The 19,323-nt window shown below is 38.0% G+C and carries 16 protein-coding genes; 8 read left to right on the top strand and 8 right to left on the bottom strand.

Annotated features, from left to right (window positions below):
- Positions 1-94: 94 nt before the first annotated feature.
- From BWI92_RS22410 to BWI92_RS22390, 5 genes are all read right to left on the bottom strand, one after another.
- Complete coding sequence (locus tag BWI92_RS22410) at positions 95-1,399, bottom strand: hypothetical protein (RefSeq protein ID WP_141234885.1); 1,305 nt, start codon at positions 1,397-1,399, stop codon at positions 95-97.
- A gap of 104 nt (positions 1,400-1,503) precedes the next feature.
- Positions 1,504-2,676: a PepSY-like domain-containing protein gene (locus BWI92_RS22405; RefSeq protein WP_095166995.1), complete on the bottom strand. Its 1,173-nt coding sequence runs from the start codon at positions 2,674-2,676 to the stop codon at positions 1,504-1,506.
- A gap of 390 nt (positions 2,677-3,066) precedes the next feature.
- The gene (locus BWI92_RS22400; RefSeq protein WP_095166993.1) at positions 3,067-4,122 is read right to left on the bottom strand and encodes a saccharopine dehydrogenase family protein; all 1,056 of its coding nucleotides are present in this window, start codon (positions 4,120-4,122) and stop codon (positions 3,067-3,069) included.
- A gap of 249 nt (positions 4,123-4,371) precedes the next feature.
- A complete protein-coding gene (locus BWI92_RS22395) occupies positions 4,372-5,289 on the bottom strand; it encodes a DUF1338 domain-containing protein (protein WP_095166991.1) in 918 nt (305 codons plus the stop codon).
- Positions 5,290-5,379: 90 nt separating this feature from the next.
- Entirely contained in the window at positions 5,380-6,906 is a 1,527-nt protein-coding gene (locus BWI92_RS22390) for an aldehyde dehydrogenase family protein (protein WP_095166989.1), read from the bottom strand.
- 303 nt (positions 6,907-7,209) lie between these two features.
- On the opposite strand from BWI92_RS22390, the gene BWI92_RS22385 reads away from it, so the two are divergent.
- Both BWI92_RS22385 and BWI92_RS22380 read left to right on the top strand, forming a co-directional pair.
- Complete coding sequence (locus BWI92_RS22385) at positions 7,210-7,545, top strand: GNAT family N-acetyltransferase (protein WP_229363458.1); 336 nt, start codon at positions 7,210-7,212, stop codon at positions 7,543-7,545.
- A gap of 666 nt (positions 7,546-8,211) precedes the next feature.
- Entirely contained in the window at positions 8,212-8,445 is a 234-nt protein-coding gene (locus BWI92_RS22380) for a hypothetical protein (RefSeq protein WP_095166987.1), read from the top strand.
- 364 nt (positions 8,446-8,809) lie between these two features.
- On the opposite strand, the gene miaA is transcribed toward BWI92_RS22380, so the two are convergent.
- The 3 genes from miaA to BWI92_RS22365 all read right to left on the bottom strand — a co-directional run bounded on the left by miaA (position 8,810) and on the right by BWI92_RS22365 (position 14,239).
- On the bottom strand, positions 8,810-9,721 hold the full coding sequence (gene miaA, locus BWI92_RS22375; protein WP_095166985.1) for a tRNA (adenosine(37)-N6)-dimethylallyltransferase MiaA: 912 nt from the start codon (positions 9,719-9,721) through the stop codon (positions 8,810-8,812).
- Between the two features lie 666 nt (positions 9,722-10,387).
- Positions 10,388-12,061: a sodium/sugar symporter gene (locus BWI92_RS22370; protein WP_095166983.1), complete on the bottom strand. Its 1,674-nt coding sequence runs from the start codon at positions 12,059-12,061 to the stop codon at positions 10,388-10,390.
- 600 nt (positions 12,062-12,661) lie between these two features.
- Complete coding sequence (locus tag BWI92_RS22365) at positions 12,662-14,239, bottom strand: NFACT RNA binding domain-containing protein (protein WP_095167082.1); 1,578 nt, start codon at positions 14,237-14,239, stop codon at positions 12,662-12,664.
- 230 nt (positions 14,240-14,469) lie between these two features.
- Between BWI92_RS22365 and BWI92_RS22360 the strand changes: the two genes are divergently transcribed.
- From BWI92_RS22360 to BWI92_RS22335, 6 genes are all read left to right on the top strand, one after another.
- Positions 14,470-15,084, top strand: a complete 615-nt coding sequence (locus tag BWI92_RS22360; protein ID WP_095166981.1) for a YigZ family protein — start codon at positions 14,470-14,472, stop codon at positions 15,082-15,084.
- A gap of 135 nt (positions 15,085-15,219) precedes the next feature.
- A complete protein-coding gene (locus BWI92_RS22355) occupies positions 15,220-16,188 on the top strand; it encodes a YheT family hydrolase (protein WP_095166979.1) in 969 nt (322 codons plus the stop codon).
- A 71-nt stretch (positions 16,189-16,259) separates the two neighbouring features.
- Positions 16,260-16,535 carry a hypothetical protein gene (locus BWI92_RS22350; protein ID WP_095166977.1) on the top strand — a complete coding sequence of 92 codons (276 nt, stop codon included), beginning with the start codon at positions 16,260-16,262 and terminating at the stop codon, positions 16,533-16,535.
- A 56-nt stretch (positions 16,536-16,591) separates the two neighbouring features.
- Positions 16,592-17,377, top strand: a complete 786-nt coding sequence (locus BWI92_RS22345) for a hypothetical protein (RefSeq protein ID WP_095166975.1) — start codon at positions 16,592-16,594, stop codon at positions 17,375-17,377.
- A 211-nt stretch (positions 17,378-17,588) separates the two neighbouring features.
- Positions 17,589-18,041 (top strand): Crp/Fnr family transcriptional regulator, encoded by a 453-nt coding sequence (locus tag BWI92_RS22340; RefSeq protein WP_310588949.1) that lies wholly within the window; start codon positions 17,589-17,591, stop codon positions 18,039-18,041.
- Positions 18,042-18,360: 319 nt separating this feature from the next.
- The gene (locus tag BWI92_RS22335; RefSeq protein WP_095166973.1) at positions 18,361-19,239 is read left to right on the top strand and encodes a pirin family protein; all 879 of its coding nucleotides are present in this window, start codon (positions 18,361-18,363) and stop codon (positions 19,237-19,239) included.
- Positions 19,240-19,323 lie beyond the last annotated feature (84 nt).

Genomic DNA, 19,323 nt, shown 5'->3' with positions numbered 1-19,323 from the left:
CAATATTAGTTTTACGAGAAAGACTCTCCCGAAATTCGGGAAAGCCTTTACATTCAAACCACTTGTATAATTCTTTATGATTCCAAATGCCTCTTTATTTCTTGATTTTAATCTTAAAATTGGCACTCAGTTCTTTTCCTTGAGTAGTCGTCAATTTTATTTTAATTTGATCGTCTCGATCTTTTCCTTTGTCCTTATCCCAAGCACTAATTTGATAGTAAATTTTGGTACCTTTTACATACGCTGTTCCATGTGAACCTTGCTCAGCGATGCTTATCGAGCTAATCTCGGCGCAAGATGAAAGATAAAGTTGGTAAGGTACTTCAAATGGTGTGGCTTGAACAATGGTTTCTGAAACTTCCATTACGCCATTATCAAATTTGGCATCACAGCTGGTAGCTCGAATTAAACTTACTTTTACCCATACACTTGGTGACGCAATACCATATTTATCAGAAAGTGTATATTCTAAATAATCATCTATCTGCGTTAAATATCCTGGAAAACTTGATGATGCTGGCTCATAATCAATTTTACCGCTATTGACACTTGCGGTACCATATTTGGGCCATTTGGTTATTTTGAGTGTATTGGTATTATAAGTTGAACACAAATTATCATTCGCCAAAATATCTAATTGTACCTTCGGGCTATTACTTGGAATAACGTAATAATTGGGTAATAGATTGGTTGTACATGTTCTAGTCGAAGAACCTTCTACATCTAATTTTACTGCTGCTGTCATACAAATACCCTGAGCGCCAGCCGAACAGACCCGATAGAACAATACATCAGAACCGTCGTAGTCTTTTTTGGGAGTATAAACAATTCGGTTATTTTTGACTACAGCCGACCCAAAAAGTGGATCAAAAGCAATCTGAAGACTTGCCGAATCTAAAATTGCATTACAGTAACGATCATTTTTCAAGACATCCAATACACATTCTGTACCTTTATTGAAACAATGAAACAGGTCTGGCATAACGCCTGCGTTGCATGGAACCTTATCCCAATTATTGGTCACTTTTACCCAAATACTATCTTTAACTTGTTTTTGGGTATCTAAGTTTACCACACTCAACACCAGCATATCGGTAGCGTCCGATACCGTTGAGTCGGGTACATACACAATAAATTTGCCATTGGTGGTAAAATACGCTTTTCCGAACGCTCCGTTTTTTTCGATTTTGATGGCATGACCAGTCAGATTTTTCAAAAAATCTTTGACATTAATTGTCACCATATTCGATGGAGCAGTGTAAAGCGTATGAATATCCCACAGAGCAGGTTGAGCATCGACTGGCGTGACAGGAACCACATCTTTTTTGATTTCGTCACACCCGAGCAATAAACCCATTACGCTGAGTAAAATGGCAATATGTTTTATAAAAAACTTCATTATGATTTATGTCAAGAAAGCGTTAGCAAGCTGAAATCTTCCTTGTTGTCTGTCTTTATTTTATGTGGTTGAATACTCAAGCAGAAAGCTTTCTGCTAAGTTATCTATTTATCAATTTTTGCCACCAAAAATTTCCCATCTTTATCAAAATATAAATGATATTTACTTGTACCCACAACGATATGTAAGTAATAAGATTCGATTACACCATCTATTTTGAATGCTATCGCCTTGTCAAGCGACCAGCCCGAATAGGTTGTATTGAGATAACTCGTGATAGTAGCTGGCAATACATCTGCAGTTAGCTTAACATCTTCAAATTTAGGAAGTTTCAATTCTCCACTAACCGTTTTTGTTAAATTGCCCGAGGCGTCAAAGGTCAGAAATACCAATTTCTTATCACTTGATAAGGAAATATAGTAAGAATCTACCGCTCCATTTTTGATAATTTTGATACCTTTTTCATATTTCCAAGAAGCATAATTTGCATTCAAATAAGTTGCAATGTTAGCAGGAAGTTCAGACTGCTTGAGACTCTTATCTTCAATTTTACGAATATTAGGAGCATAAGTTTTAGTGGTCAATAATTTACCTGCATTATCATACGAAAACTCATAGAAAACGCTATCTTTTTTGGCAAGCACAAAGTAAAATTTATTACCCGTAGAATCGGCATTGGCAGCAGCTCTAACAAAGGTATAACCTGTTAGTTGCGTTTGAATGGTTGCTGGCAGCTGGTCGTAGGTTACGGTATAAAACTTTCTAAACTTACCCTTAACTTGCCCTACTCGCTTAGGTTCTTTAAACTCTGCAACAAAAGCGCCATTGGCATCAAATACTACTGTAACTTTCTGGTCATTCCATTCTATCAAAACTTTATAAAGGGTGTTGCCATCTTTGTCTTTACCGGCTGCTACCCTTTCTAATTTATACCCTGCATAATTGGTATTGAGATAAGTCGTTACATTGGCAGGCAAAGATACCTTTGTCGTATCATCCGAAAGACTAAATGAACTCAAAACAGTTCCATTAGCCGTGATTGTCAACTCTATACTTTTACCACTTACTTTTAAATCTACTCCATAGGTTGTGTTTTGACTAAGTGTTGAGTAGCTTACCTGAACGGCCTGTGGAAAATTGTTACTAACAGCTAAACGTACTGCTGAAGGAATTACGGTTGAATTGTTGGTAGTATTATCAACGGCAATTTGTTCTGGTTCACAACTTGCCAATAAAAACGCACTAATGAGTGCTGAAAATAAAAGATACTTTTTCATAGTTAATAATGGACTAATGGAGAGTCAGAATATACTTTTCGAGAACTGGCCAGATACCGAAAAGGGAAACACCTGATTTTCCTGATGGACAGATATATGTTGATTAATATAGCTTATCGCTATACTAATTTGTGAATTCAATAATAAGGACAGGAGGGCAAAAAGAAGGGTTGCACTGTTTGTTAAAAATTCTTAAAATGTAGATATTGAATTGAAGAATTTGGTCATGTGACTTAAGTGAATTGATTGTATCTTAACAGCAGAGACGCAATGATTGCGTCTTAAGCCGAGTTATATCTAGCATAGTAATATCAAAAAGGGAGCAGAAAATATTTTCCGCCCCCTTTTTGATGAAAACTTGGAGATCAACCATAGCTTCTCATTTCATACTTAGCTAAAATACTGCCCAGTAGTTGTAGCAAGCAAATCTGCTAGAGGTATATCTTCTTGTTTGATAAAACCAGTTTGAGGGAGTTTGCCATCCGCTACCAATTCTACCACCGCCACAATCGAAGCTGCTGTAGTCCATGAAATCGCTCGCCAATGTTTCCCATCAATCTTGATTGGTGAATAGGCACGATAAAACTCTTCACGCTCGATGCGGTCATTTTTCCAGCCTTCCACTACGGCATAGACATATACCACATCTTCCTGAACAGGAGGTTTTGCTTCTGTAAGAATTTCTTCTATCAACTCACGACGGTCTTTCAAGATTAATTCATACAATAAAAAACGCATCAATTTACCATGCCCAGGATAGCGAATGGTCTTGTAATTAAGCGTGTCTACCTTCCCTTCATAAGTTTCGCACATCGTTCCCAAACCACCCGAAGTACTGAAAGCTTCAAATTCCATACCTTCGATATTGATGGTTTCGAGACCATCGAGCGCTGGCACAAGCTTTACTTTACCATTATGAATCACCTCACAGTCGTTGATATACTCATTGATTACCCCAGCAGGTGACCATGTAAATGAATAACCCAATAAGCCATTAGGATATTTAGGCAAAGCACCAACTCGTAGCTCAATATCTCTCAAGCGAGTAAAGCGATTGGCTAAGTCAGCACCCACAATTCCAATAAAGCCTGGCGCCAAACCGCATTGCGGTGCCAACACCGCACGACTCCCACGGGCTGCCATTGCACGAATCGCAGTCGTCGTAGGAACATCCTCAGTCAAGTCAAAATAATGTTTACCTGATTGATAGGCCGTTTCGGCTATGGCCAAATTCAGATTGTAAGGCATGCAAGATACCACTGCATCAAAATCTGGTATCAATTTTTCGAGCAATGCACGGTCTGTGACATCTCCTTTGATTGTTGGAAAACCCACTTCTGTAGCTGGTCCGTTTTTGTCGAGACCAGTCACTTCAAATCTTTTGGAAAGTAAAACCCCTACCAAGGAGCCCACTTTTCCCATTCCAATTACAAGTATTTTTTTCATAGTAAATTAATTTAAAGAAGGGGTAAGGGGATAAGTAAAGAGGGATTAGTGATGAGTTGTGAATGATGAATTGTGAATGTAAATTTTAGATTACTAACACTTTTATCAAGGAAATCAAGACGAAAAGCATTGCGTCTCTACTATCCCCTAAACCCTCTCCCCTAGTGCCTAAAACCACTCTGTGCCTTTGTGCCTGTTCCCTAAATAAAAAACTCAACCCTAACCCCTCTCCCCTAGTGCCTAAAAAAACTATCTCTTCGTCATCTCAAAAAGATTCGTAGCCTGTTCGCCTAAAAAGCCGTCAAACCAAACTTGTTGACCATCTTGTTCGATATAGTTACGCTCAGCTAGTTCATAGTAGGCATACGACCACTGCAATTGCCCTTCGCTTCCATCCTCTTCTATCACAGGACAAAGTTCGTCAACTGCTTGAGTAGAACTCTGACGAAGTTTGCTTCCCTTAGCACCTTCAATAGCAGGTTTGATTGGGATACCTGCATCTTCCAGCGCTTTCATCGTTGACTCTATATCATCCCATCCCTCTACTTTTTGATAATTGATATAAGCCGTAAAGTGGTTTACCGAATTACCGTGCAACAGCGTCCATGCAGCAAACTGAGAAACCTTATTCACTTCCAGAATCGTGCTTTTTTTAGCAGGCTTCCAAGGACGACCAAAGAATTTCACCAATGCAGTGATCAGAACTTCAGCCTTGTCATCAGATAATTCTTTGGCTTGTGCTAACTCCGACAAATAGTTACGAGCATCTCCCGAAAGCGCGTCTTCGCCAGAAGCTACTGCATCATTAATCAGCGCTTGTGTTTCTGAAGGCAATTCTGCTACCTCAAGTTGAGTTACAAAGAATTTCGGAAAATTGATATTGGTTGGATGTTGATAATGAAATGAATTCAAATGCTTTGAAGGAAAAGAATAGGGTGCAATTTTTACATAACCCAAACTTTCTAATACTTCTGAAATAGCTACAATTCCTGCTTTTTGCTCTCCTGTAAAAGTATTAAATGTACGGAATGCACAGTGGTCATTTACCACCTGACCACCTTTTGCCAAAACCATGTCGGCATACGCACGTGCATAACTCACTCGTTGACAATAGTTCTGCCAAAGCTGATCCATCAGCGCCTGAGTTATTTCTTCTTGATTTTTCATAAATGCTTAATTAGTTATTTGTTTATTAGTTTGTTATAAAATCTGGACGAAGGTCTCTATCTTTTAAAAACCCAATCGTTATTTTCCCATTTAAAAATCAAATTTTATTCCTTGTGCCAAAGGCAATGTTGTTCCATAGTTAATGGTATTGGTTTGACGACGCATATAGGATTTCCAAGCATCCGAGCCTGATTCTCTTCCTCCACCTGTTTCTTTTTCACCACCAAAAGCCCCTCCAATTTCGGCACCTGAAGTACCAATATTAACATTGGCAATACCACAATCTGAGCCATTTGGTGATAGGAATTGTTCGGCTTCACGAAGATTTAGGGTAAAAATTGCCGATGAAAGTCCTTGTGGCACATTGTTCTGAATCGCAATAGCCTCATCTATTGTGCTATATGACAATAAATACAGAATTGGCGCAAATGTTTCGTGTTGAACTATGGCAAAATCGGGTTTAGCTTCGGCGATACACGGACGCACATAACACTCTGATTCAAAGCCTGCACCTTCCAAAACCTCTGCATCGATGAGCATTTTTCCGCCTTGTTCTACGACTTGCACCGCGGCAGACAAATAGGCTTTTACAGCATCTTTATCAATCAACGGGCCAACATGATTGTTAGCATCAAGCGGATTTCCAATTCGTAGTTGGGCATAGGCCTTCACCAATCGTTTTTTTACTTGTTGATAAATAGAATCACGAATAATCAAACGACGTGTGCTTGTACAACGCTGTCCAGCGGTACCTACTGCACCAAATACCACAGCAGGAATTGCGATGTTTAAGTCAGCATTTTCAGTAATGATAATGGCATTATTTCCGCCTAACTCCAGAAGACATTTGCCAAAACGTTCCGCCACTTTAATCCCCACAGCACGTCCCATTCGAGTAGAGCCCGTGGCTGAAATCAAGGCTACACGTTTGTCCGAAACCAACCAATCTCCTACCTGTGCCTTGCCTGTGATAATAGAGGAAAGTCCTTCAGGAAGATGATTTTGACGTAATACCTCCGAAATAATATGCTGACAAGCAATAGCAGTCAGTGGCGTTTTTTCGGAAGGTTTCCAAATACAAACATTACCACAAACCCATGCCAACATGGCGTTCCATGACCAAACGGCTACTGGAAAGTTAAAAGCAGAGATAATTCCTACAATCCCAAGTGGATGCCATTGCTCATACATACGATGTGAGGGGCGCTCGGAATGCATGGTCAGTCCATACAACTGACGAGAAAGTCCAACGGCAAAATCGCAGATGTCGATAATTTCTTGGACTTCGCCCAAGCCTTCTTGAAGGCTTTTGCCCATTTCGTAAGAAACTAATTTCCCCAAATTTTCTTTGTGCTTGCGAAAAGCCTCTCCCATTTGGCGTACAATTTCGCCACGCTTTGGGGCTGGGATATTACGCCATTCAATAGCGGCATTTTGTGCTTTGCTCAAAACCAACTCATAGTCTTCTTGAGTAGTCTGATATACTTGGGCTATCAGTTCGGCATCAACAGGTGAAAAAGAATCAATCACTGTATCGCCCGACGACCATGATTTGAGTCCTGTGCTTGTACCGTGATTCAACTGGGCAATACCCAGCGACTTGAGTAATTCATGCATAGTTTACAATAGTTTGTTGTAAAAGGGCAATAGCATTCACCCCCAATTTTCCATTAGGATATAATAAAGATTGTCAAATGATTGACAGGAATGTCGTTGAATTGAATTTTTCGAAATCTAGGGGCTATTATTCAAATTTCCAAACATTTTTAACCAGATTGAACGCTAAATGATATACGCAATAAAAGTCAAAAAATATTACTTTTCTAAGTCTAAAAAATTTTAGGCTATCCTAAAATTTGGAAGTATGGTATTTAACTCAGATGAAAATTATCTTTGTGGCACGAAAAAAAATTAAAAAATATGCAAATATCTTATCGACAAGGATCCGTAGAGGATATTTTAAGCATTTCGGCAGGTATCCCTGAGTTTGAAAATCTCTATGCCAAGGAAGTTTACCAAGAACGTTTTGAGCATTCGCCAAAACACCTCATCCTTGTGGCTTATGACGAAGACATGCCTGTAGGCTTCAAAGCTGGCTATCAAAAAAACAATGATGGTTCATTTTACAGCTGGATGGGTGCTGTTTTGCCAGCCTATCGAAAACAAAAAATTGCCAAGAATTTAGCAGATCAAATGGAAGATTGGGCAAAAAAGAAGGGTATTCGAGCATTATCTTCAAAACTAGAAACTATTTGAAAGCCATGCAGATTTTTGGTATTTCTAATGGTTTTCATATAATAGATTTTGAAAAACGTGAGCCCATCGAGCAAAGTCGAATTTTATTACAGAAGTTTTTATAAAGCGGTATTTTAATGATAAGTTAGTGGGCAAAGTAAAACTTAATTATTGAGCTTTCGGCTCTCAGCCATGGTCTTTGGGCAAGAGCATATCTTTGATTATTAAGAAACAATTTAAAACTCTTTGCCTTGCGCCTGTTGACTTGTGCCTAATGTTGCGCCTAAGGCAAACAACTTAAATTTGATTGTCCTCACTCACTTATTGCTCAAAGATTGGGGGTGATATCATATTTCTCTTTCTCTATTTTTACGCTATTCAATTGTTTTTTCATTTTCGAAAAACCACAAACAACTGATAATCAACACACAAGACACCATTTTACTTCTTTTTTTAAAATAGTTGAAAAAATAATTCGGCCGCCCTGCAACTTTCCTTCTACCAGCTGCATCTTATGGACAAATAGGCCAACCATTCATCCAAACAGATTACCACTCATCCTGTTTTCTGGAATAAAAACGGTACTATGTATTGCATAATACTATACAAAACCTATAACTTTGAATTGTAATTAAAAATCGCCGCGAGCGACTAACGATTCAAAGCACAAAAAAACTTACAAGTCACATGAAAAAGCTCATAGTATTGACCTCTTTTGTAATTGCAACTTCGGTTAATTTCGAGTCGTTAGCTATTGGATTTCCTCATAACCTTTTAGCACCTAAAAAGACCGAAAAGAAGGTTGCTAAAGAAACTAAAACAAAAAATACCATTTCGATTGCTAAGCTTAAGGAAAAAAGTAAGCTTGTAGCGATTGGAGCTACTGTTTTAGGTACAGTTTTTCAACAAAATAAAGGTTAATTTTTACAAAGAAGATTTTAGAGAAGTCCTAATGGTTTTGCGTAAATATGCTATTTCACCAAAATCGCTATGGCTTTTCGTCAAGATATTGCGTCCTCATTCAAACAAATTTGAATGTTTGGGTGCTCAAAATTTTAAATTTAGTTTTGGTTTAAGGATTCTTTTGTAGCGACTTCTAATAGAGGCCGCTACATTTGTTATGATGGCGTTGAGCTTTTGGCACTCAGCCTTCGGGATTTTCACTCAAAATATGTTTACAGCTATTGGGCAGCTACTTACTATCGTATGGCACAGGTATATTGATTGTCTCTCCTTTATTAGGATTTAACTCTGATAACTAATATGCCATTATCATAACTTCCTTTTACAACATTACATTTTCAATGTATTTCACTATTTCTGCTTCTTGTTTGGGGTCAAACCATTGGAAATCATCTTGGTTTCGAAACCATGTCAATTGGCGTTTGGCATAGCGACGAGTATTTCTTTTAAGCAAACGCACCATTTCATCACGATCATACTGACCATCCCAATGCTCATAAATCTCTTTGTAGCCCACTGTTTTTAAGGCATAATGTTCTCGGTATGGCAAAGCGCTTCTTGCCTCCTCTTCTAGTCCTTGCGCCAGCATCAAATCCATTCGTAAATCAATACGAGCGTATAATTCTTCCCGTGGTCGTTCGAGTGCGATTTTGATACATTCAAATGGTCTTTCCTTTTTTTGTTTTTTACGAAAAGCCGAAAAAGGCTGTCCCGTAGCCAAGCAAACCTCCAACGCTCTCACAATTCGTTGTGGATTCTGTTGATCTACTTCTTCAAAATAAACGGGGTCAAGTTCTCGGAGTTGAGTTGTCAAACTATCCAGTCCTTCGGTCTCCAAACGTGTCATTAATGATTCCCGTAGCTCCAAATCTGCTTCGGGCATTTCGTCGAGTCCGTCGGTTACGATTTTGATAAACATCCCCGACCCTCCTGTCAAAATGGCTACATCTTTACGCATAAATATTTCGTCCAACACCGCCAAACAATCACGTTCGTAGTCGCCAACGGAGTAATAATCAGCAATACTATGAGAGTCGATAAAGTGGTGTTTTACCCCTTGCATTTCCTCGGAGGTAGGCTTAGCCGTTCCTATAGCTAATTCTTGATAAAACTGTCGAGAATCTGCCGAAACCACTTCTGTATCGAAGTGTTTAGCAAGCCTGACACATAGATCTGTTTTGCCAACGGCAGTTGGTCCAGCAATGATAATTAAGTATTTTGACGAATTTGACATACTACAAAATTACAACAAAACATTTAGTGATTTACGATTGAGAGAATGAGTGATTATTTTAAATTTTTATTCTTGTTGTAGAAACGCAACACATTTTACGTCTTCAACCATGCTATATCAAGCATTATAAAACCCAAAAAGCGGTCGAAAAATAATTTTCGACCGCTTTTTGGATAAAATCAAGAGAATCATCCTAGTGTAAAAACTTCGGAAATACTTGAGCAGAATTGATAAGTTTTGATTACGAATATTTTATCTCATCGATCTATCAAACCTAATCCTGCAAGATTCTATCTAGGTTATTTTTATATAAGTTAGTGGGCAAAATAGAATTTAATTTTTGTGCCTCAGGCATTCAGGTATCAGCTTTTGGCGGTGGGCTTTGGAAAAAAGCATAGCTGTGGTTAATAAAAACATTTTAACACTCTGTGCCTTGTGCCTGTTGCCTTGTCCCTAAACACATAACTTAAATATTATTCTGCTCGATTACTTAAGTTAGTCCGCAAAATAAAAATTAATTTTTGTGCTTTCGGCTTTCAGGTATGGGCATTCGGCAAAAACATATCTAGCCTTACTAAAAAACATGTTAACACTCTTTGCCTCGTGCCTATTGCCTGTTCCCTAAAACACATAACTTAAATCTAATTCGGCATTCATGCTTCATAACTACCAGAATACTGTGTAAAGAACCACAAGAATACCGACAATTACTGTTGCACCAACCGCAAATGCTGTGTTTGTTTTGAACATAGAAGCATCAATCTGCAAGGCTTTTTCACCGCTCTTGGTTGATGAATCTGCCAAACCTAATACTACCATCATCAACACACAGATTAGGAATGTTAAGCCCATGCGGTCAAGGAATGGAATAATATGGTGTCCTTCGCCATCTAAGAATGATGAATAAAACACTGTATCGTACATACCAGTCATTTCTGGCAAATCTTTCAATACTAATGAAATTACTACTGAACCAATTGTTGCAGCCATCGCACCAGCTGAGTTAGCACGTTTCCAGAAGAAACCTAACAAGAATACCGCGAAGATACCTGGAGATACATAACCCGTCATTTCTTGGATAAAATCAAAACCACCTTTTTTATCAATACCCAAGTATGGAGAAATCAAAATCGCAATCACCATTGCTACCACAATCACGATACGACCTGTTTTTACCAATTGTTCTTCTGAAGCATCCTTTTTAAAGAATTTTTGATAAATATCTAGGGTAAAAATCGTCGAAATAGAGTTCGCTTTACCTGCCAAAGATGCTACGATAGCCGCAGTCAAGGCTGCAAAAGATAGGCCTTTCAAACCTGGTGTCAACAAGTTCAACAATACTGGATAAGCGTGGTCAGCATTTACTGTACCATCTGCGCCAAGCATTTCTTGTTGAAACATACCGTTTGCGTGCAATACGTAAGCCGCAATACCCGGCAATACTACGATGATTGGCATCAATAATTTTAAGAAACCTGCAAACAACAAACCTTCACGAGCTACTGGTAACGAAGCACCCAACGCACGCTGTGTAATATACTGGTTACATCCCCAATAGTTTAAGTTTACAATCCACATACCACCTACTAATACTGTCAAACCTGGCAAAGAAGTAAAGTTTGGATTATCTCTTTTCAAAATCATGTGGAAATGGTCATCTGCCTTATTGAAAATATGACTCAAACCTTCCATTGCACCTTGTGAACCAAACTGATCTGACACCAAAGTCAAAGCCAAGTATGTAGTACACAAACCACCCAAAATCAAGAAGAATACCTGAATTACGTCTGTAAAACCAATTACTTTCATACCACCCAAAGTGATGATTACCGCAAAAATGGCTAATCCCCACATACACAAGGTAAAGTCAAGACCCGAGATAGTCGAAACCGCCAATGCACCAAGATATAGGATAGAAGTAAGGTTTACTACAACATATAAAATCAACCAGAAAATAGCCATAACCGTACTTACGGTCGAGTTATAGCGCTGTTTCAGGAATTGTGGCATTGTAAAAATTTTGTTCTTCAAGTAAATCGGCATAAAGAATACCGCCACGATTATAAGCGTAGCAGCTGCCATCCACTCATACGTCGAAATTGCCAAACCCATTTTGTAGCCGTTACCAGCCATACCAATGAACTGTTCTGCCGAAATGTTTGAAGCAATCATCGATGCTCCAATTGCCCACCATGTAAGCGAACCTTCAGCTAAGAAGAAATCTGTAGAAGATGCTTCTTTTGATTTTTTCTTTTGATAAATCCAGTAGCCATAGCCAGCCACTACCACGAAATAAATGAGAAATACCAGATAATCAATAAGTTCCAGTCCTTTGTGCATGGGTTGAATTGATTTGAATAGTTTATAATCAGGGATAAATTAAATTTTGAATCTGAAAGTTACAATTTTAATGGCAAAACAAACAAGGCAATATGTATTTATTTACTGAATACATATGTTACTATTGCTATAAAAACTTAAAATTAATTCTGATTTTATAAGAATAATCCAAATTTTTTGGATGCTCAAATGATTGCACATTCTCTTATACAGTTCTACACTGTTCTATAAAGGCAAAAATACTTGAACCTATACAACAATTGCAACTTTTTGATAAAAAAATAATTTATTCAAGGCACGATATGTCTCATTTTGTATTTTTTGTAGAGACGTAATACTTTACGTCTTAAGCCAAGTCATATTTTGTGCTGCATCAAAAAAGCGGTTGGAAATTACTTTCCGACCGCTTTTTTGATGAAACTATGCTAGATTTTACTCAGCTTAAGACGCAATCATTGCGTCTCTACTGCCAGAATTCAAATTTTAAATTAATCACTCATTCAATCGCTAAATCACTAAATTAGGGATGACTCATGTTTGATACTACTATGTTATGCCTAACTGGACTTGAGACGTAAAGTATTACGTCTCTACGGGTAATTACAAACTTGGCTCAATCAACACAACCTCTTCTTTATCCACAATCACCTGACCTTCTAACAAATCTTTGGTTTTGCGAACGTATTTTTTGGGTGTAACAATCACTGGGCAAAGTGTATCATTTTTTCGCTTAGAATAATAGGCGGCAATACCTGCTGCTTTTTCAATAACATTTACTGGAAACTTCTTTCCTGCTTGTCGACGAATCACCACGTGCGAACCTGATACATCACGTGCGTGAAGCCATAGGTCTTCTTTGCGGGCATATCTTTGAGTAAGTAAATCGTTATTTCTGGCATTTTTCCCGATTAAGATTTCCCAGCCTTGATAATTCACATATTTGAATAAATCCTGCACCGTTAGCACTTGTTTGTCATTTTGCTCGCTAACATGATTCTTAATGTATTTTCGCAATTCTCGAAGACTTTCTATTGCTTCCACTTTGCTGATATGCCCCTGCAATTCTTGCATCAACTCCTCTTTGGCCTCGATATTCTCCATCAACTTTTGGATTTCTATCTTTTCATTTTTGGCTTTTCGATAATAGTTTTCTGCATTTTTTTGAGGTGTCAAATCTGGTTTCAATCGTACTTTAATAGGCTTATCACGATAAAAATCATATAATTCTATTACTTCAGTTCGGTCTGGAATCGCATGCAAATTGGCCATAATAATATTGGCAATTTCTTCGTGCTTTACATCCTCCTCCAAACTCGAAAGCTGGGCATAAGACTTATCAATATAGGTTTGGGTACGTAGTATCTGCTTTTGCAAATGACGAATACATTGCCCTTTCTCTTTGTCAAAAACATTGATTTTAGCAAAAGAATAGTAAAGCTCATTACTTGCTAAAATAGGGTCTGTTAGGGTTTTTACCAATTCGCCACCCTCTTGTACCATCGACAGCACAGGCTGGTAATCAATGGTCTTAATATAAAACTGAGAAGCTTCTAACTCTTTAAGGATTTCTTGGATAATGGCCCATTGCTCTTCGAGCGAGGGATGTTCCAAAGCCTTAATTTTTCCCTGAATTAGCTTTACGATTTCTTTTCCAAAAGTTGGGAATATGGCATTGAGTTGTCCATTAGACGCCACAAAAGCCTCAAAACTCTGATCGATAGGACGGTCGAGCGTTTGGAGAGATAGGTTATTATCGACTACCAATTTGTTATGAAACAAATCCAAGACCTCGTCACCTTCAAACAAGACAATATTCGAGCGATTGCCATACATTTTGAATAACAGGGTAAAATTGTTTTCAAAATACAGCGCAAAAGCCCTTTCGTTCAAGAATTGTTGAATTCTCTCAACCCTTAACCCATTGATTTCCTTAAACAAATCCACCGAATTTCGACCAGCGCGACGAAAATCATCAGGGAAATTCAAACAGGCAAAATCGGGATGCAAGACAGCTTTTATATAAAAATCACGCTTTTTTCTCCACTGTTTTCCATCGGTACAAAAGCCTAGTACTAACTCATCTTTTTCTTGCGAAAAACATTCGGCAAATACCAAACCTACCAACTCCTCCTCCAATCGCTTCGAAAGCTGTCGAAGAAAATAATAATTCGTTTGCATTGTAATATCTGTTAATCGTACCATCGAATATTTGATACGATATGGGGTTTCAATCTCAAAACACAAAGTTACGCATAATTATCCTTTATGCTGTAGCTCCCAACTATTCAGCAACGAAGTCAAACACGTATCATCCTTGTTTGCATCATTTTCTCCAATTACTTGAGTAAATTTGTAGATATTATGCACAGCGCTATCAAAAGCCATGCAACTATCAAAAATGAGATTTTATGTTATTTGAAGATACTTACAAAACCATTACAGGCTCGGCTGAAGGGCTTTTTAAAGATAAAGGCAGTAAATTTTTTGCCTATGCCTATCCTATTGAAGACGAGTCAGAGGTAAAAGATTTAGTGGACCAACTCAAGAAGGAGCACTTCAAAGCAGTACATCATTGCTATGCCTATCGTTTGGGACAAGACCGAACCAATTTTAGGGTCAATGACGACGGTGAACCATCTGGTTCGGCTGGAAAACCTATTTTGAACGTATTATTGTCAAAAGACATAACAAATATTTTGGTAGTGGTTGTTCGCTATTTTGGAGGCACTTTATTAGGCGTTCCGGGTCTGATTAATGCCTATAAAACCGCTACTCAAGAAGCATTAGCTGAAGCAGAAATCATTGAAAAGACGGTTAATGAAATCTACGAAGTACGTTTTGAGTTTGTTCAAATGAATGATGTAATGAAAGTGGTAAAGGAATTTGGGCTAAAAGTCAAGAATCAACTTTTTGATAATCAATGTACTTTACAGCTAGAATTTCGTAGAAATATGACCAATCAAATCATTGGCAAACTAGAAAAAATCGAACCAATTGAGATTGAGCATATAGCTACAGTTTGACGAAGAGCTTTCAGCCATGAGCTATCAGCAATCGGGTAAGTTTTATACTGACTGCCGATAGCTCAAGGCTAATACCTCAAACATGAGCAATTACTAAATTCAACACTCCGCACTCAAAACTCATCAATCCCCAAAATGCCCATAATCGAGTCATCTTACAAAGCAAAACATATCTGGAAAAATCCACATTTCTCGACTATATACCCTTCTACGCTTCGTAAGGTTGAGGGAGTGCATTATACACGTAAGCGTATTGAATTGCCTGATGGGGATTTTCTGGATTTGGATTGGAGTAAAAGTACTGTCCCAAGTAAATCGCTGGTCATTTTTACCCATGGATTTCTGGGCAACTCTACACGACCTTATATCTTGGGAGCTGCCAAACTATTCAATCAAAATCATTGGGATGCCGTTTGCTGGAATCACCGAGGGCTGAGTGGTGAAAATAATCGTTTGGAACGCCTAACTACTCATGGCGATTCTCAAGATTTGGCATACGTGGTCAATCATTGTTTGTCGGTACAACAATACACACAAATCTCGTTGGTGGGATATAGCAAAGGTGGAAATATATCCTTAAAATATGCTGGAGAGCAAGGCGCAAACATAGCTCAAGAAATTAAATCAGTTGTAGCTATCTCTGTACCAACCGATATTCAAGGGAGTGTAAATGCGATGGGTGCTGAAGGCTTTTATGCGAATCGCTTTAAAAGTAAACTTCATCGTTTTTTACAAAAAAGAACTGAGTTAATTGCCCCAAAATGGTTTTCATTATTTGAAAAATACAAAACCTTAGACGAGTTTACAGGAGAATATATAGCACCTTTGCACGGTCTCAAAAATGCCGCTGACTATTATGATTCATGTAGTGCGATTCATGTGGTAGACCAAATAAGGGTTCCTTCTTTGATTCTAAATGCCGCTAACGACCCTGTATTATCAGAAAGTTGTGCGATTTTGGATAAAGCTAAACAGTCGGATTACCTTTTCAGTGAATATCCCGCTCACGGCGGACATTGTGGTTTTTACGCACCTAATCAAGATGGCATTTATTGGGGAGATTATCGAACTTGGGAGTTTGTGAAGGACAACCATAACAGATAATCATTTGATTACAAATAGTTTAGCATTATACAAAACATATCTTTACTTTTACAAGAAAAATACATCTACTTATGAATAATAATATTCCTGGCTTAAAAATCAATGAAACTGATTTTAAGTCACCCAACGGAAAGATTGGTAAAATAGCTGTCTTATTATACACAGGTTCAGGAGAGCCCTCTAAGATACTAGACTTTGCTGTTCAACAATATGTTGGAACAAAACCTTACTATGAACTTATAGACGCTCATTTAGATAATCCATGGATGCGTGTTATTATCAGTGACCATCTCAATGAGCTGAGTCAGGAAGATTTTGACATTACTAAACATAAACTAGAAGCCTAAGAAGCTTTTCAATGTGAATCAAATACTCTATTTGAAATCTTCATTTCTACCCTATTATGATCATCAATAACACTCGCGAAAATGCCATCGTGGATGCAATATGTCTATGGATGGGCTACCAACTCCGAATTGGTAGAGAACAGTTAATTCACGAAGCAAGTCTCCGTTATCCCATTGCTGATACCATTACTGCCTTTGGTACTCACATCGAACGTGTGGCACTAGAAAAACTTCATCCTTTATTCAAAAGCAGGAAAATAGATTTAGTTATTTATGAAAAAGACTTACATGAAATAGATGCTGGTTTGTCCGACATCGAAGAAGTGTTCGAATTTAAACTTGCCAAGAAAGATACCTCTAACATTAACACAGAAGAACCTCAGAGACTATTTGATGATATAATAAGACTTGCCTACTATAATCTTTGGACGGGGAAAAATACCTATTTTCTAATTTGTGGAAAATACGATGAGTTTAAAACCTACTTTGTCGGGCAATCTAATAATGTTATTTCCTATCAATCGAAATTCTTAATACCACCACGATATGCTGCGGCGAATACTACTGACCTGTATCCTCAAACTGACAAATGGGAAGAAGCAGGGCTATATAAAGACTTGTTTAGTTTCGGCGTTGAAGAGTCTAAAATTAAGCAATTCACCATACAAGATGATTGGAGCTTAAACAGCTTTCAAAAGAGTTATTTAATAAGAGAAGGAGTTGCAAATACTTTTCAATTTACAGAAAGCCTAACGATAAAAACTACCTGTCTTGCTATTACTCCAGCTGGTGAGAAAAACAAAACTCATGCCGCAGGTATTTGGAGGATTGAAGGATTTTAAGACTCCTATCAGAAATAATTCTATCTTTGTGAAACGTTGATACCCCGTCATTATAGTATCTTATGCAACCTTACTCAAGTCAATACAACGATATTATTCATCAGGCCATTAGCAAATATGTTTCGTTCTCAACAGAAGAATTAAGCATTTTGAATGACATATTGGCTTTTAAAAAAGTACCAAAAAAACCTTTCTTCTCAAGGCTGGGGATATTTGTGATATTGAAGCATTTATCGTAAAAGGCTGTGCAAGAACCTATTACTTAGACGACAAAGGGGCTGAGGTAATCTTACAATTTGCCGTGGAAGGCTGGTGGGTAAGCGACATTGCAAGTTTTCACGAACAAGTTCCAAGCAATATCTTTATCGAAACACTTGAGACTTGTGAGATTTTATACCTTGACCATAAAACCAAAGAAACACTTCTCGAAAAAGCTCCACGGTTCGAACGATTTTTCCGTTTGCTAGTACAACGGAATTTGTCTGTTACCCAAAACAGATTAATTAATACCATTGCCAAACCAGCGATGGAAAAATACCTTGATTTTCTCAATCGCTATCCAAGTATTCCACAGAGAGTTCCTCAGCATTATATTGCTTCGTATTTGGGTATTTCGGCCGAATTTCTCAGTAAAGTCCGTGCCAAATTGGCAAAGCAGTTTTAGGCTGTAAAGCCGTATGCATTAGGCTATAAGCAAAAAATCACAGGTCATTTTTTTCTTCCTGAACAAACTTGGAACTCCTAGTTCAAGACTTAGTCTTGGACTTACTTTCTAAACAGTTTTCAAACTGAATCGATAACTTGTCCAATAATTAGTGGGTGAATTTATTCACCCCTGACAGAAAAAAACAAACAACTCCATTTTCAAATCTTCAAATTAACAAATCTTCAAATTATCCCAAAATTCTTGTCCTAGTTCAATGTTTTGAGGCTTGCGCTTCGTGCATCTTTGTACTGTTCATTTAACAAAACGATTTACAACGATGGAACGCAAGGAATTTCTTAAGAAAGGTATATTGGGAACTGGCATGTATGTTAGTTCTAAGATAATTGGAAAAGAACTCAACAATCATCAAAATGATGAATTGCAACCTTTGGAAGTAATCGGTTTGAATCATTTACCCAATCCTCAGACAAAAATCATGGCAAATACAATATTGCATAAAGCCGATACTCGCGGCTATGCCAATCACGGATGGCTTAAAAGTCACCATACTTTTAGTTTCGCAAATTACTACAATCCTGAAAGAGTACATTTTGGTGTATTGCGTGTATTAAACGATGACCAAGTGGCAGCAGGTCGTGGCTTTGGTACGCACCCACATGACAACATGGAAATTATCTCAATTCCATTAGAGGGTGATCTTGAGCACAAAGACAGCATGAACAATGTGGCTGTTATCAAAAAAGGAGATATTCAGGTAATGAGTGCAGGTACAGGTGTATATCACAGCGAATACAACCGCAACAGCGATAAAGAAACGAAGTTTTTACAGATTTGGGTTTTCCCTAACAAGAAAAATGTAACGCCTCGTTATGACCAAATGTCTCTAGATATTGCCGACCGTCGCAACCGTTTACAGCAAATCCTTTCTCCTAATCCAGAAGATGCAGGTGTTTGGATTCATCAGGATGCATGGTTTAATATTGGTACTTTTGATACTGGCACAACCGCTAACTACGACATCAAACGTGAAGGAAATGGGGTGTATGCTTTTATCTTAAAAGGTGATTTTGAAATTGATGGTCAAACCGTTAATCAACGTGATGGCTTGGGTATCTGGAATACAAAATCTATCGCTTTGAAAGCCCTAACACAAGATGCGGAAATCCTGTTGATGGATGTACCAATGACATTGTAAGAGGCAAAGAGGCAAAGAGGCAAAGAGGCAAAGAGGCAAAGAGGCAAAGAGGCAAAGAGGCAAAGAGGCAAAGAGGCAAAGAGG

This window comes from Flectobacillus sp. BAB-3569 (assembly GCF_002270355.1).
Classification (GTDB): domain Bacteria; phylum Bacteroidota; class Bacteroidia; order Cytophagales; family Spirosomataceae; genus Flectobacillus; species Flectobacillus roseus.
This window is presented reverse-complemented; position numbering and strand designations above follow the sequence as displayed.

Bases quoted from the DNA above. Each gene is read 5' to 3' on its own strand.
- BWI92_RS22380 (WP_095166987.1), top strand. From the start codon at position 8,212: ATGAAAAAGCTCATAGTATTGACCTCTTTTGTAATTGCAACTTCGGTT.
- BWI92_RS22405 (WP_095166995.1), bottom strand. From the start codon at position 2,676: ATGAAAAAGTATCTTTTATTTTCAGCACTCATTAGTGCGTTTTTATTG.
- BWI92_RS22370 (WP_095166983.1), bottom strand. From the start codon at position 12,061: ATGCACAAAGGACTGGAACTTATTGATTATCTGGTATTTCTCATTTAT.
- BWI92_RS22395 (WP_095166991.1), bottom strand. From the start codon at position 5,289: ATGAAAAATCAAGAAGAAATAACTCAGGCGCTGATGGATCAGCTTTGG.
- BWI92_RS22360 (WP_095166981.1), top strand. From the start codon at position 14,470: ATGTTATTTGAAGATACTTACAAAACCATTACAGGCTCGGCTGAAGGG.
- BWI92_RS22355 (WP_095166979.1), top strand. From the start codon at position 15,220: ATGCCCATAATCGAGTCATCTTACAAAGCAAAACATATCTGGAAAAAT.
- BWI92_RS22345 (WP_095166975.1), top strand. From the start codon at position 16,592: ATGATCATCAATAACACTCGCGAAAATGCCATCGTGGATGCAATATGT.
- BWI92_RS22335 (WP_095166973.1), top strand. From the start codon at position 18,361: ATGGAACGCAAGGAATTTCTTAAGAAAGGTATATTGGGAACTGGCATG.
- miaA (WP_095166985.1), bottom strand. From the start codon at position 9,721: ATGTCAAATTCGTCAAAATACTTAATTATCATTGCTGGACCAACTGCC.
- BWI92_RS22400 (WP_095166993.1), bottom strand. From the start codon at position 4,122: ATGAAAAAAATACTTGTAATTGGAATGGGAAAAGTGGGCTCCTTGGTA.
- BWI92_RS22385 (WP_229363458.1), top strand. From the start codon at position 7,210: ATGCAAATATCTTATCGACAAGGATCCGTAGAGGATATTTTAAGCATT.
- BWI92_RS22365 (WP_095167082.1), bottom strand. From the start codon at position 14,239: ATGCAAACGAATTATTATTTTCTTCGACAGCTTTCGAAGCGATTGGAG.
- BWI92_RS22410 (WP_141234885.1), bottom strand. From the start codon at position 1,399: ATGAAGTTTTTTATAAAACATATTGCCATTTTACTCAGCGTAATGGGT.
- BWI92_RS22350 (WP_095166977.1), top strand. From the start codon at position 16,260: ATGAATAATAATATTCCTGGCTTAAAAATCAATGAAACTGATTTTAAG.
- BWI92_RS22390 (WP_095166989.1), bottom strand. From the start codon at position 6,906: ATGCATGAATTACTCAAGTCGCTGGGTATTGCCCAGTTGAATCACGGT.